The organism is Citrobacter sp. RHBSTW-00599 (genome assembly GCF_013784065.1).
Lineage (GTDB): Bacteria > Pseudomonadota > Gammaproteobacteria > Enterobacterales > Enterobacteriaceae > Citrobacter > Citrobacter braakii.
The window spans coordinates 4,820,009-4,833,325 of the sequence record NZ_CP056717.1 but is presented as its reverse complement, the minus strand read 5'-3'; the positions used below and the strand labels follow the sequence as shown (position 1 = coordinate 4,833,325).

The window sequence follows — 13,317 nt, the reverse complement described above, 5'->3', positions numbered from 1 at the left end:
TTCCACTGAGGATCTCGCAGAGAAAAGCAAAAATAAATGCTTGACTCTGAATGAGGAAAACGTAATATACGGGACCTCGCGACAGAGCGCTAAAGCGCGTCGCAACTGCTCTTTAACAATTTATCAGACAATCTGTGTGGGCACTCGAAGATACGGATTCTTAACGTCGCAAGACGAAAAATGAATACCAAGTCTCTGAGTGAACACGTAATTCATTACGAAGTTTAATTCACGAGCATCAAACTTAAATTGAAGAGTTTGATCATGGCTCAGATTGAACGCTGGCGGCAGGCCTAACACATGCAAGTCGAACGGTAGCACAGAGGAGCTTGCTCCTTGGGTGACGAGTGGCGGACGGGTGAGTAATGTCTGGGAAACTGCCCGATGGAGGGGGATAACTACTGGAAACGGTAGCTAATACCGCATAACGTCGCAAGACCAAAGAGGGGGACCTTCGGGCCTCTTGCCATCGGATGTGCCCAGATGGGATTAGCTAGTAGGTGGGGTAACGGCTCACCTAGGCGACGATCCCTAGCTGGTCTGAGAGGATGACCAGCCACACTGGAACTGAGACACGGTCCAGACTCCTACGGGAGGCAGCAGTGGGGAATATTGCACAATGGGCGCAAGCCTGATGCAGCCATGCCGCGTGTATGAAGAAGGCCTTCGGGTTGTAAAGTACTTTCAGCGAGGAGGAAGGTGTTGTGGTTAATAACCGCAGCAATTGACGTTACTCGCAGAAGAAGCACCGGCTAACTCCGTGCCAGCAGCCGCGGTAATACGGAGGGTGCAAGCGTTAATCGGAATTACTGGGCGTAAAGCGCACGCAGGCGGTCTGTCAAGTCGGATGTGAAATCCCCGGGCTCAACCTGGGAACTGCATCCGAAACTGGCAGGCTAGAGTCTTGTAGAGGGGGGTAGAATTCCAGGTGTAGCGGTGAAATGCGTAGAGATCTGGAGGAATACCGGTGGCGAAGGCGGCCCCCTGGACAAAGACTGACGCTCAGGTGCGAAAGCGTGGGGAGCAAACAGGATTAGATACCCTGGTAGTCCACGCCGTAAACGATGTCGACTTGGAGGTTGTGCCCTTGAGGCGTGGCTTCCGGAGCTAACGCGTTAAGTCGACCGCCTGGGGAGTACGGCCGCAAGGTTAAAACTCAAATGAATTGACGGGGGCCCGCACAAGCGGTGGAGCATGTGGTTTAATTCGATGCAACGCGAAGAACCTTACCTACTCTTGACATCCACGGAACTTGGCAGAGATGCCTTGGTGCCTTCGGGAACCGTGAGACAGGTGCTGCATGGCTGTCGTCAGCTCGTGTTGTGAAATGTTGGGTTAAGTCCCGCAACGAGCGCAACCCTTATCCTTTGTTGCCAGCGGTCCGGCCGGGAACTCAAAGGAGACTGCCAGTGATAAACTGGAGGAAGGTGGGGATGACGTCAAGTCATCATGGCCCTTACGAGTAGGGCTACACACGTGCTACAATGGCATATACAAAGAGAAGCGACCTCGCGAGAGCAAGCGGACCTCATAAAGTATGTCGTAGTCCGGATTGGAGTCTGCAACTCGACTCCATGAAGTCGGAATCGCTAGTAATCGTGGATCAGAATGCCACGGTGAATACGTTCCCGGGCCTTGTACACACCGCCCGTCACACCATGGGAGTGGGTTGCAAAAGAAGTAGGTAGCTTAACCTTCGGGAGGGCGCTTACCACTTTGTGATTCATGACTGGGGTGAAGTCGTAACAAGGTAACCGTAGGGGAACCTGCGGTTGGATCACCTCCTTACCTTAAAGAAACGTTCTTTGTAGTGCTCACACAGATTGTCTGATGAAAATTAGCAGTAAGAAAATCTCTGCAGGCTTGTAGCTCAGGTGGTTAGAGCGCACCCCTGATAAGGGTGAGGTCGGTGGTTCAAGTCCACTCAGGCCTACCAAATTCGCCTCCGTGCTGTGTTACGGCGATGCTCGCATACTTCAGTATGCTTCGCACCACCGCGCCTTGCCCGGAAACGAATTAGGGTACAGAGATTAGCATTTACGATGGGGTTATAGCTCAGCTGGGAGAGCGCCTGCCTTGCACGCAGGAGGTCTGCGGTTCGATCCCGCATAGCTCCACCATCCCTTACTGCAAAAAAACAAGAAAACTTCAGAGTGTACCTGAAAAGGTTCACTGCGAAGTTTTGCTCTTTAAAAATCTGGATCAAGCTGAAAATTGAAACGACACACTGTTTCATTTCTCCGTAAACAAGAAATGAAAAGCGGTGTGTTCGAGTCTCTCAAATTTTCGCAACACTGAAGTGTTTTACGAAACATCTTCGGGTTGTGAGGTTAAGCGACTAAGCGTACACGGTGGATGCCCTGGCAGTCAGAGGCGATGAAGGACGTGCTAATCTGCGATAAGCGTCGGTAAGGTGATATGAACCGTTATAACCGGCGATTTCCGAATGGGGAAACCCAGTGTGATTCGTCACACTATCATTACGTGAATACATAGCGTAATGAAGCGAACCGGGGGAACTGAAACATCTAAGTACCCCGAGGAAAAGAAATCAACCGAGATTCCCCCAGTAGCGGCGAGCGAACGGGGAGCAGCCCAGAGTCTGAATCAGCATGTGTGGTAGTGGAACGGTCTGGAAAGTCCGGCGATACAGGGTGATAGCCCCGTACACAAAAGTGCATGTGTTGTGAACTCGAAGAGTAGGGCGGGACACGTGGTATCCTGTCTGAATATGGGGGGACCATCCTCCAAGGCTAAATACTCCTGACTGACCGATAGTGAACCAGTACCGTGAGGGAAAGGCGAAAAGAACCCCGGCGAGGGGAGTGAAAAAGAACCTGAAACCGTGTACGTACAAGCAGTGGGAGCCTCTTTATGGGGTGACTGCGTACCTTTTGTATAATGGGTCAGCGACTTATATTCTGTAGCAAGGTTAACCGAATAGGGGAGCCGAAGGGAAACCGAGTCTTAACTGGGCGTTAAGTTGCAGGGTATAGACCCGAAACCCGGTGATCTAGCCATGGGCAGGTTGAAGGTTGGGTAACACTAACTGGAGGACCGAACCGACTAATGTTGAAAAATTAGCGGATGACTTGTGGCTGGGGGTGAAAGGCCAATCAAACCGGGAGATAGCTGGTTCTCCCCGAAAGCTATTTAGGTAGCGCCTCGTGAACTCATCTTCGGGGGTAGAGCACTGTTTCGGCTAGGGGGTCATCCCGACTTACCAACCCGATGCAAACTGCGAATACCGAAGAATGTTATCACGGGAGACACACGGCGGGTGCTAACGTCCGTCGTGAAGAGGGAAACAACCCAGACCGCCAGCTAAGGTCCCAAAGTCATGGTTAAGTGGGAAACGATGTGGGAAGGCACAGACAGCCAGGATGTTGGCTTAGAAGCAGCCATCATTTAAAGAAAGCGTAATAGCTCACTGGTCGAGTCGGCCTGCGCGGAAGATGTAACGGGGCTAAACCATGCACCGAAGCTGCGGCAGCGACACTATGTGTTGTTGGGTAGGGGAGCGTTCTGTAAGCCGTTGAAGGTGTGCTGTGAGGCATGCTGGAGGTATCAGAAGTGCGAATGCTGACATAAGTAACGATAATGCGGGTGAAAAACCCGCACGCCGGAAGACCAAGGGTTCCTGTCCAACGTTAATCGGGGCAGGGTGAGTCGACCCCTAAGGCGAGGCCGAAAGGCGTAGTCGATGGGAAACAGGTTAATATTCCTGTACTTGGTGTTACTGCGAGGGGGGGACGGAGAAGGCTATGTTAGCCGGGCGACGGTTGTCCCGGTTTAAGCATGTAGGCGGAGATTCCAGGTAAATCCGGAGTCTTGTTAACGCTGAGGTGTGATGACGAGGCACTACGGTGCTGAAGTAACAAATGCCCTGCTTCCAGGAAAAGCCTCTAAGCATCAGGTAACACAAAATCGTACCCCAAACCGACACAGGTGGTCAGGTAGAGAATACCAAGGCGCTTGAGAGAACTCGGGTGAAGGAACTAGGCAAAATGGTGCCGTAACTTCGGGAGAAGGCACGCTGATATGTAGGTGAAGTGATTTACTCATGGAGCTGAAATCAGTCGAAGATACCAGCTGGCTGCAACTGTTTATTAAAAACACAGCACTGTGCAAACACGAAAGTGGACGTATACGGTGTGACGCCTGCCCGGTGCCGGAAGGTTAATTGATGGGGTTATCCGTAAGGAGAAGCTCTTGATCGAAGCCCCGGTAAACGGCGGCCGTAACTATAACGGTCCTAAGGTAGCGAAATTCCTTGTCGGGTAAGTTCCGACCTGCACGAATGGCGTAATGATGGCCAGGCTGTCTCCACCCGAGACTCAGTGAAATTGAACTCGCTGTGAAGATGCAGTGTACCCGCGGCAAGACGGAAAGACCCCGTGAACCTTTACTATAGCTTGACACTGAACACTGGTCCTTGATGTGTAGGATAGGTGGGAGGCTTTGAAGTGTGGACGCCAGTCTGCATGGAGCCAACCTTGAAATACCACCCTTTAATGGCTGGTGTTCTAACGTAGACCCGTGATCCGGGTTGCGGACAGTGTCTGGTGGGTAGTTTGACTGGGGCGGTCTCCTCCTAAAGAGTAACGGAGGAGCACGAAGGTTAGCTAATCCTGGTCGGACATCAGGAGGTTAGTGCAAAGGCATAAGCTAGCTTGACTGCGAGAGTGACGGCTCGAGCAGGTGCGAAAGCAGGTCTTAGTGATCCGGTGGTTCTGAATGGAAGGGCCATCGCTCAACGGATAAAAGGTACTCCGGGGATAACAGGCTGATACCGCCCAAGAGTTCATATCGACGGCGGTGTTTGGCACCTCGATGTCGGCTCATCACATCCTGGGGCTGAAGTAGGTCCCAAGGGTATGGCTGTTCGCCATTTAAAGTGGTACGCGAGCTGGGTTTAGAACGTCGTGAGACAGTTCGGTCCCTATCTGCCGTGGGCGCTGGAGAATTGAGGGGGGCTGCTCCTAGTACGAGAGGACCGGAGTGGACGCATCACTGGTGTTCGGGTTGTCATGCCAATGGCATTGCCCGGTAGCTAAATGCGGAAGAGATAAGTGCTGAAAGCATCTAAGCACGAAACTTGCCCCGAGATGAGTTCTCCCTGACCCTTTAAGGGTCCTGAAGGAACGTTGAAGACGACGACGTTGATAGGTCGGGTGTGTAAGCGTAGCGATACGTTGAGCTAACCGATACTAATGAACCGTGAGGCTTAACCTTACAACGCCGAAGATGTTTTGGCGGATGAGACATCGAAATTCAGCTTGATTACAGATTACATCGACATGCGAAAAGCGTGTTGATAAACAGAATTTGCCTGGCGGCTGTAGCGCGGTGGTCCCACCTGACCCCATGCCGAACTCAGAAGTGAAACGCCGTAGCGCCGATGGTAGTGTGGGGTCTCCCCATGCGAGAGTAGGGAACTGCCAGGCATCAAATAAGTGAAGAAGCCCATCCTGCCGGATGGGCTTTTTTGCGTCTGCAGGGAGTGAGAACTGCCGGATGCGGCGTGCCGCCTTATCCGGCCAGCGTCTGTTATTACCGGATACAGCGCCTGTAAACCTTATTCTGCCTGTGATTGCAGCCTCATCGGTTGCAAAGCAACATCCTAAGCTTCCATAACACAAGCCATCCCGCTGCATATACGGTAAACTAAGCGCGATTTTGCATCAGGAAAGCGTCTATGAATCACTCCCTTAAAGCCTGGAACACCTTCGGTATCGATCAACAAGCTAATGTGCTTGTCTGTGCTGAAAATGCGCAACAACTACTAAATGCCTGGCAATCAGCCAATGCATCACATCATCCAGTGCTAATCCTGGGCGAAGGGAGTAACGTCCTGTTTCTTGATGCCTTCCATGGAACGGTGATCGTCAACCGTATCAAGGGAATAGCGATTACAGAACAACCTGATGCGTGGCATTTGCACGTAGGCGCGGGTGAAAACTGGCATCATCTGGTAGAGCATACGCTGCAGCAAAGCATGCCCGGGCTGGAAAATCTGGCGCTGATCCCCGGCTGCGTGGGTTCATCGCCAATCCAGAATATTGGTGCCTATGGCGTAGAACTGCGGCGCGTCTGCGAATACGTGGACTGCGTAGAGCTTTCGACCGGCAAACATCTGCGCGTTAGCGCCGCAGAATGCCGATTTGGTTACCGTGACAGTATCTTCAAACATGAGTACCAGGATCGTTTCGCGATTGTAGCTGTTGGTCTGCGCTTACCTAAACAGTGGCAACCCGTTCTCACTTACGGTGACCTGACGCGTCTTGATCCTGCCACGGTAACGCCTCGGCAGGTTTTTGATTCTGTTTGCCATATGCGCACCACAAAACTGCCCGATCCAAAAGTAAACGGTAATGCAGGAAGCTTCTTTAAAAATCCGGTTGTTACCGCGGACATTGCGCAGGAGCTCCTGGCGAAATTCCCGACTGCACCTCATTACCCGCAGGCTGATGGCTCTGTGAAACTGGCTGCTGGCTGGCTTATCGATCAATGTCAGCTAAAAGGCATGCGCATTGGCGGCGCAGCAGTACATCAGCAGCAGGCACTGGTGCTGATCAATGCAGGCCATGCTACGAGTCAGGATGTGGTGCAACTGGCGCATCACGTACGCCAAAAAGTCGGTGAGAAATTCAATGTCTGGCTTGAACCGGAAGTCCGGTTTATTGGCCCACTGGGTGAAGTGAATGCCGTGGAGATCGTTGCATGAAGGATAATACCGTCCCCCTGACGCTTATTTCATTATTAGCCGATGGCGAATTTCACTCTGGTGAGCAACTCGGTGAAAAGCTGGGAATGAGCCGTGCGGCAATCAATAAACATGTCCAGACGCTACGTGACTGGGGTGTTGATGTATTTACTGTCCCTGGTAAAGGATACAGCTTACCTGAACCTATCCAGCTATTAGATTCATCACTTATTTATTCTCAGCTGGATGGCGGGAATATAACGGTCCTGCCGGTTATCGACTCTACCAATCAGTACCTGATGGATCGAATTGGTCAACTCGAGTCAGGGGATGCCTGCATCGCTGAGTATCAGCAGGCCGGTCGTGGTCGTCGTGGACGTAAATGGTTCTCTCCCTTTGGCGCCAATCTGTACCTTTCAATGTTCTGGCGACTGGAACAAGGACCGGCAGCCGCGATTGGCCTGAGCCTGGTGATTGGTATTGTCATGGCTGAGGTTTTACGCGATCTGGGCGCGGATAAAGTACGTGTTAAATGGCCCAACGACCTCTATTTGCTCGACCGTAAACTGGCAGGGATCCTGGTTGAACTCACCGGAAAAACGGGCGATGCCGCACAGATTGTTATTGGGGCGGGTATAAACATGTCCATGCGTCGGGTTGAGGAGAATGTGGTTAATCAAGGCTGGATTAATCTGCAGGAGGCGGGTATTACCATTGACCGCAATACTCTGGCTGCCCGACTGATCCGCGAGCTGCGCGCTGCCCTGGTACTGTTTGAGCATGAGGGCCTGGCGCCGTATTTGTCCCGCTGGAGGGCGCTGGATAACTTTATCGACCGTCCCGTTAAACTTATTATTGGTGATAAAGAAATATTTGGCGTATCTCGTGGAATAGATGCGCAGGGTGCATTACTACTCGAACAAAATGGCGTGATAAAACCCTGGATGGGTGGGGAAATATCGCTTAGAAGCGCTGAATAATAAGAAGGGGAGCTATGGCTCCCCTTTATTTTTTATTTTCGTAATCTGACTTGCTCAACGGCATGATTGGCGCTTTTCGTCATGATTAAGCTGGCTCGCTCACGCGTTGGTAAAATATTTTGTTTTAAATTCAACCAGTTGATTTCTTTCCACAGTGATGTGGCCGTGTTGATTGCCTCGTCTTCCGACAATTTCGCATAGTTATGGAAATAAGAGTCTGGGTTGGTAAATGCCCCTTCGCGGAATTTCAGGAAGCGGTTGATATACCACGTCTGGAGTAATTCTTCTGGCGCATCAACATAAATAGAAAAGTCGACAAAGTCAGAAACAAATACATGATGTGGATCGTGAGGATAGTCCATCCCGCTTTGTAATACATTGAGCCCTTCGAGGATTAATATGTCGGGCTGGGCAACGGTCTTGTCGCCATCAGGGATCACATCATAAATCAGATGAGAATAGACCGGTGCCGTAACGTTGGGGACGCCAGACTTTAGATCGGAAACGAATTTAACCAGACGGTGCATATCATAGGACTGAGGAAAGCCTTTCTTCTTCATGAGCCCACGATCTTTCAACACCTGGTTAGGATGAAGAAAGCCGTCGGTAGTGATCAGCTCAACCTTACGATGCTCGGGCCAGCGACTCAGCAACGCTTGCAACACACGTGCAGTCGTACTTTTGCCGACGGCGACGCTGCCAGCAATGCTAATAATATAAGGAATACGCTCGCCGTTGGTGCCTAAAAATTGCTCCAGCACAGCCTGACGCCGCAGGTTCGAACTGATGTAAAAATTTAGCAAACGCGATAATGGTAAATAAATCTCAGCAACTTCTTCCAGCGATAAGTCTTCGTTAATGCCTTTCAGACGAGCAATCTCTTCCTCGGTCAGAGTCATCGGCACGGAATCACGAAGCGCAGCCCACTGGTTGCGATCAAACTGTAGGTAAGGCGACGTTAACGCTTGCTCTTTTATACTCATACGCATGGTCTGGCTGTCATTGCTATATCAGGTCTGCGGTAAAAAACGAAATCATCCCCGGTACGCAATGGCACGCACATTTCAGTTAATTTGGACAATGGGCAGGAGGGTAACACCAGATGGGAGGGAATAATAAGAAAAAATCGTCCCCTGAAACGCAATGTGACGGCTATTCCAGATGTATAAAGATGCACTTTCTCTCTATTGATAACGGCATGCTGGAGCAAAATGCCTTCTGGGAGCGCGGCTGACGTTGGAAATTTGTTCAATTCGAAGAAGAAATAGATTATTTATCGGTCGTATAGCGCAAAATGTGAGCGATAGAACATTTTATGCAATTTTTTAGTTGCATGAGTGCGCATGTCTCCATAAAATGCGCGCTACTTGATGCCGACTTAGCTCAGTAGGTAGAGCAACTGACTTGTAATCAGTAGGTCACCAGTTCGATTCCGGTAGTCGGCACCATCAAGTCCGGTGGGGTTCCCGAGCGGCCAAAGGGAGCAGACTGTAAATCTGCCGTCACAGACTTCGAAGGTTCGAATCCTTCCCCCACCACCACTTTCTGGCAGCGTTATCGCCGCCTGAGTTGGTTAAAAAATTAATCAGCTCGAATAAAAAAGAGAGAAATCTCTTTTTTATTACAGAAAGAACTGGGTAGCCGAGTTTCAGGATGCGGGCATCGTATAATGGCTATTACCTCAGCCTTCCAAGCTGATGATGCGGGTTCGATTCCCGCTGCCCGCTCCAGACGTGCTGATATGGCTCAGTTGGTAGAGCGCACCCTTGGTAAGGGTGAGGTCCCCAGTTCGACTCTGGGTATCAGCACCACTTCACTTCTCCTTCCCGTTTCTCTCTGTTTACTTTTAAAAGCATTCAACAGCTCAGGCATATGGCCTGGTTGATGTGGTGATATCACCGATTTATCCGTGTCTTAGAGGGACAATCGATGTCTAAAGAAAAATTTGAACGTACAAAACCGCACGTTAACGTCGGTACTATCGGCCACGTTGACCATGGTAAAACAACGCTGACCGCTGCAATCACTACCGTACTGGCTAAAACCTACGGCGGTGCTGCTCGTGCATTCGACCAGATCGATAACGCGCCGGAAGAAAAAGCTCGTGGTATCACCATCAACACTTCTCACGTTGAATATGACACCCCGACTCGCCACTACGCACACGTAGACTGCCCGGGCCACGCCGACTATGTTAAAAACATGATCACCGGTGCTGCGCAGATGGACGGCGCGATCCTGGTTGTTGCTGCGACTGACGGCCCGATGCCGCAGACTCGTGAGCACATCCTGCTGGGTCGTCAGGTAGGCGTTCCGTACATCATCGTGTTCCTGAACAAATGCGACATGGTTGATGACGAAGAGCTGCTGGAACTGGTAGAAATGGAAGTTCGTGAACTTCTGTCTCAGTACGATTTCCCGGGCGACGACACTCCGATCGTTCGTGGTTCTGCTCTGAAAGCGCTGGAAGGCGAAGCAGAGTGGGAAGCGAAAATCATCGAACTGGCTGGCTTCCTGGATTCTTACATCCCAGAACCAGAGCGTGCGATTGACAAGCCGTTCCTGCTGCCTATCGAAGACGTATTCTCCATCTCCGGTCGTGGTACCGTTGTTACCGGTCGTGTAGAGCGCGGTATCATCAAAGTTGGTGAAGAAGTTGAAATCGTTGGTATCAAAGAGACTGCTAAGTCTACCTGTACTGGCGTTGAAATGTTCCGCAAACTGCTGGACGAAGGCCGTGCTGGTGAGAACGTTGGTGTTCTGCTGCGTGGTATCAAACGTGAAGAAATCGAACGTGGTCAGGTACTGGCTAAGCCGGGCTCTATCAAGCCGCACACCAAGTTCGAATCTGAAGTGTACATTCTGTCCAAAGACGAAGGCGGCCGTCATACTCCGTTCTTCAAAGGCTACCGTCCGCAGTTCTACTTCCGTACTACTGACGTGACTGGTACCATCGAACTGCCGGAAGGCGTTGAGATGGTAATGCCGGGCGACAACATCAAAATGGTTGTTACCCTGATCCACCCAATCGCGATGGACGACGGTCTGCGTTTCGCAATCCGTGAAGGCGGCCGTACTGTTGGTGCGGGCGTTGTTGCCAAAGTAATGAGCTAATTGCCGAATAACATTTGACGCAATGCGCAATAAAAGGGCATCATTTGATGCCCTTTTTGCACGCTTTCACACCAGAACCTGGCTCATCAGTGATTTTATTTGTCATAATCATTGCTGAGACAGGCTCTGAAGAGGGCGTTTAGTCCGAAACGCACCAGAGCATTTCGGTTTGGATCGCCTCGCTTACGCGGGGTGAAAATGTTTGTAGAATACTTCTGACAGGTTGGTTTATGAGTGCGAATACCGAAGCTCAAGGAAGCGGGCGCGGCCTGGAAGCGATGAAGTGGGTTGTTGTCGCTATATTGCTGCTTGTAGCTATCGTTGGCAACTACCTCTATCGTGACATGATGCTGCCGCTGCGTGCGCTGGCCGTAGTGATTCTGATTGCCGCAGCGGGTGGTGTCGCGCTGTTGACAACAAAAGGTAAAGCGACCGTTGCTTTTGCCCGTGAAGCGAGAACCGAAGTCCGTAAGGTCATTTGGCCAACTCGCCAGGAAACATTGCACACCACATTAATTGTGGCTGCGGTTACCGCAGTAATGTCACTGATCCTGTGGGGACTGGATGGTATTCTGGTTCGCCTGGTATCCTTTATCACTGGCCTGAGGTTCTAAGATGTCTGAAGCCCCTAAAAAGCGCTGGTACGTCGTTCAGGCGTTTTCCGGTTTTGAAGGCCGCGTAGCTACATCGCTGCGCGAATATATCAAGTTACAAAATATGGAAGAGTTGTTTGGCGAAGTCATGGTGCCGACCGAAGAAGTGGTCGAAATCCGTGGCGGCCAGCGTCGCAAGAGCGAACGTAAATTCTTCCCGGGCTATGTATTGGTCCAGATGGTGATGAATGACGCAAGCTGGCACCTGGTGCGCAGCGTGCCGCGTGTGATGGGCTTTATCGGCGGTACATCTGACCGTCCGGCGCCGATCAGCGACAAAGAAGTTGATGCGATCATGAACCGTCTGCAGCAGGTTGGCGACAAGCCGCGTCCGAAAACGATGTTTGAGCCAGGTGAAATGGTTCGCGTTAGCGACGGTCCGTTCGCTGACTTTAACGGCGTGGTTGAAGAAGTGGACTACGAGAAGTCTCGTCTGAAAGTTTCCGTATCTATCTTCGGTCGTGCGACTCCAGTTGAACTGGACTTCGCTCAGGTTGAAAAAGCCTAACACCCCGATCAAAAAAGCGACGATTTAATCGTTGCACAAGGCGCGAGATTGGAATACAATTTCGCGCCTTTTGTTTTTATGGATCCTATCCGTAAAACGAATTTAATCACGGGGAGCCTCCTTGAGGCGTTATAACCCAACTAGAGGAATTTAGAATGGCTAAGAAAGTCCAAGCCTATGTCAAGCTGCAGGTTGCAGCTGGTATGGCTAACCCGAGTCCGCCGGTAGGTCCTGCACTGGGTCAACAAGGCGTGAACATCATGGAATTCTGCAAAGCGTTCAACGCTAAAACTGATTCCATGGAAAAAGGTCTGCCAATCCCGGTTGTTATCACCGTTTACGCTGACCGTTCTTTCACTTTCGTTACCAAAACGCCTCCGGCAGCAGTTCTGCTGAAGAAAGCGGCTGGTATCAAGTCTGGTTCCGGCAAGCCGAACAAAGACAAAGTGGGTAAAATTTCCCGCGCTCAGCTGCAGGAAATCGCGCAGACCAAAGCTGCCGACATGACTGGTTCCGACATTGAAGCGATGACTCGCTCCATTGAAGGTACTGCACGTTCCATGGGCCTGGTAGTGGAGGACTAAGAAATGGCTAAACTGACCAAGCGCATGTCCGTGATCCGTGACAAAGTTGATGCTACTAAGCAGTATGACATCAACGAAGCTATCGCTCTGCTGAAAGAGCTGGCCACTGCTAAATTCGTAGAAAGCGTGGACGTTGCTGTTAACCTCGGCATCGATGCTCGTAAATCTGACCAGAACGTACGTGGTGCAACTGTACTGCCGCACGGTACTGGCCGTTCCGTTCGCGTAGCCGTATTTACCCAGGGTGCAAACGCTGAAGCTGCTAAAGCTGCAGGCGCTGAGCTGGTAGGTATGGAAGATCTGGCTGAACAGATCAAGAAAGGCGAAATGAACTTTGACGTTGTTATTGCTTCCCCGGATGCAATGCGCGTTGTTGGCCAGCTGGGTCAGGTTCTGGGTCCGCGCGGCCTGATGCCAAACCCGAAAGTTGGTACTGTAACTCCTAACGTTGCTGAAGCTGTTAAGAATGCTAAAGCTGGTCAGGTTCGTTACCGTAACGACAAAAACGGCATCATCCACACCACCATCGGTAAAGTGGATTTTGACGCTGACAAACTGAAAGAAAACCTGGAAGCTCTGCTGGTTGCGCTGAAAAAAGCAAAACCGACTCAGGCAAAAGGCGTGTACATCAAGAAAGTTAGCATCTCCACCACCATGGGTGCTGGCGTTGCCGTTGATCAGTCCGGTCTGACTGCGACTGTGGCGAACTAATATTCGCCTTTACGTGGGCGGTGATTTTGTCTACAATCTTACCCCCACGTATTCTGCTAAT

General features: G+C 51.0%; 8 protein-coding genes, 6 tRNA genes, 3 rRNA genes and 1 pseudogene. 16 read left to right on the top strand and 2 right to left on the bottom strand.

Annotated features, from left to right (window positions below):
- The first annotated feature begins 246 nt into the window (after nt 1-246).
- The 7 genes from HV243_RS23390 (at nt 247) to birA (ending at nt 7,686) form a co-directional block, all read left to right on the top strand.
- A 16S ribosomal RNA gene (locus tag HV243_RS23390) occupies nt 247-1,788 on the top strand.
- A 71-nt stretch (nt 1,789-1,859) separates the two neighbouring features.
- Nucleotides 1,860-1,936: transfer RNA gene (locus HV243_RS23385), tRNA-Ile, on the top strand.
- A gap of 108 nt (nt 1,937-2,044) precedes the next feature.
- Nucleotides 2,045-2,120: transfer RNA gene (locus HV243_RS23380), tRNA-Ala, on the top strand.
- 208 nt (nt 2,121-2,328) lie between these two features.
- Nucleotides 2,329-5,235: ribosomal RNA gene (locus HV243_RS23375) — 23S ribosomal RNA — on the top strand.
- 96 nt (nt 5,236-5,331) lie between these two features.
- A 5S ribosomal RNA gene (gene rrf, locus HV243_RS23370) occupies nt 5,332-5,447 on the top strand.
- Together the 16S, 23S and 5S rRNA genes with 2 tRNA genes alongside form the textbook arrangement of a ribosomal RNA operon.
- A gap of 251 nt (nt 5,448-5,698) precedes the next feature.
- Entirely contained in the window at nt 5,699-6,727 is a 1,029-nt protein-coding gene (gene murB / locus HV243_RS23365) for a UDP-N-acetylmuramate dehydrogenase (protein ID WP_053390240.1), read from the top strand.
- Nucleotides 6,724-7,686, top strand: coding sequence for a bifunctional biotin--[acetyl-CoA-carboxylase] ligase/biotin operon repressor BirA (gene birA, locus HV243_RS23360; protein WP_046275709.1), 963 nt, complete (start codon nt 6,724-6,726; stop codon nt 7,684-7,686). Before murB ends, birA begins: the two co-directional genes overlap by 4 nt.
- Before the next feature lie 32 nt (nt 7,687-7,718).
- On the opposite strand, the gene coaA is transcribed toward birA, so the two are convergent.
- Both coaA and HV243_RS25625 read right to left on the bottom strand, forming a co-directional pair.
- A complete protein-coding gene (gene coaA / locus HV243_RS23355; protein WP_003031107.1) occupies nt 7,719-8,669 on the bottom strand; it encodes a type I pantothenate kinase in 951 nt (316 codons plus the stop codon).
- Between the two features lie 301 nt (nt 8,670-8,970).
- A pseudogene (locus HV243_RS25625) lies at nt 8,971-9,039 on the bottom strand (hypothetical protein); the annotation flags it as partial.
- A gap of 19 nt (nt 9,040-9,058) precedes the next feature.
- On the opposite strand from HV243_RS25625, the gene HV243_RS23350 reads away from it, so the two are divergent.
- From HV243_RS23350 to rplA, 9 genes are all read left to right on the top strand, one after another.
- A tRNA-Thr gene (locus tag HV243_RS23350) sits at nt 9,059-9,134 on the top strand.
- A gap of 8 nt (nt 9,135-9,142) precedes the next feature.
- Nucleotides 9,143-9,227: transfer RNA gene (locus tag HV243_RS23345), tRNA-Tyr, on the top strand.
- A 114-nt stretch (nt 9,228-9,341) separates the two neighbouring features.
- Nucleotides 9,342-9,416, top strand: a tRNA-Gly gene (locus tag HV243_RS23340).
- 5 nt (nt 9,417-9,421) lie between these two features.
- Nucleotides 9,422-9,497, top strand: a tRNA-Thr gene (locus HV243_RS23335).
- A 118-nt stretch (nt 9,498-9,615) separates the two neighbouring features.
- A complete protein-coding gene (tuf, locus tag HV243_RS23330; RefSeq protein ID WP_003031109.1) occupies nt 9,616-10,800 on the top strand; it encodes an elongation factor Tu in 1,185 nt (394 codons plus the stop codon).
- Nucleotides 10,801-11,030: 230 nt separating this feature from the next.
- Nucleotides 11,031-11,414, top strand: a complete 384-nt coding sequence (secE, locus tag HV243_RS23325; protein ID WP_053389755.1) for a preprotein translocase subunit SecE — start codon at nt 11,031-11,033, stop codon at nt 11,412-11,414.
- Between the two features lies 1 nt (nt 11,415).
- Complete coding sequence (gene nusG / locus HV243_RS23320) at nt 11,416-11,961, top strand: transcription termination/antitermination protein NusG (RefSeq protein ID WP_003033125.1); 546 nt, start codon at nt 11,416-11,418, stop codon at nt 11,959-11,961.
- Between the two features lie 155 nt (nt 11,962-12,116).
- Entirely contained in the window at nt 12,117-12,545 is a 429-nt protein-coding gene (gene rplK, locus HV243_RS23315) for a 50S ribosomal protein L11 (protein WP_003033122.1), read from the top strand.
- Between the two features lie 3 nt (nt 12,546-12,548).
- On the top strand, nt 12,549-13,256 hold the full coding sequence (gene rplA, locus HV243_RS23310; protein WP_016155300.1) for a 50S ribosomal protein L1: 708 nt from the start codon (nt 12,549-12,551) through the stop codon (nt 13,254-13,256).
- Nucleotides 13,257-13,317 lie beyond the last annotated feature (61 nt).

Coding starts and splice junctions, on each gene's coding strand:
- murB (WP_053390240.1), top strand. CDS start 5,699: ATGAATCACTCCCTTAAAGCCTGGAACACCTTCGGTATCGATCAACAA.
- birA (WP_046275709.1), top strand. CDS start 6,724: ATGAAGGATAATACCGTCCCCCTGACGCTTATTTCATTATTAGCCGAT.
- coaA (WP_003031107.1), bottom strand. CDS start 8,669: ATGAGTATAAAAGAGCAAGCGTTAACGTCGCCTTACCTACAGTTTGAT.
- tuf (WP_003031109.1), top strand. CDS start 9,616: ATGTCTAAAGAAAAATTTGAACGTACAAAACCGCACGTTAACGTCGGT.
- secE (WP_053389755.1), top strand. CDS start 11,031: ATGAGTGCGAATACCGAAGCTCAAGGAAGCGGGCGCGGCCTGGAAGCG.
- nusG (WP_003033125.1), top strand. CDS start 11,416: ATGTCTGAAGCCCCTAAAAAGCGCTGGTACGTCGTTCAGGCGTTTTCC.
- rplK (WP_003033122.1), top strand. CDS start 12,117: ATGGCTAAGAAAGTCCAAGCCTATGTCAAGCTGCAGGTTGCAGCTGGT.
- rplA (WP_016155300.1), top strand. CDS start 12,549: ATGGCTAAACTGACCAAGCGCATGTCCGTGATCCGTGACAAAGTTGAT.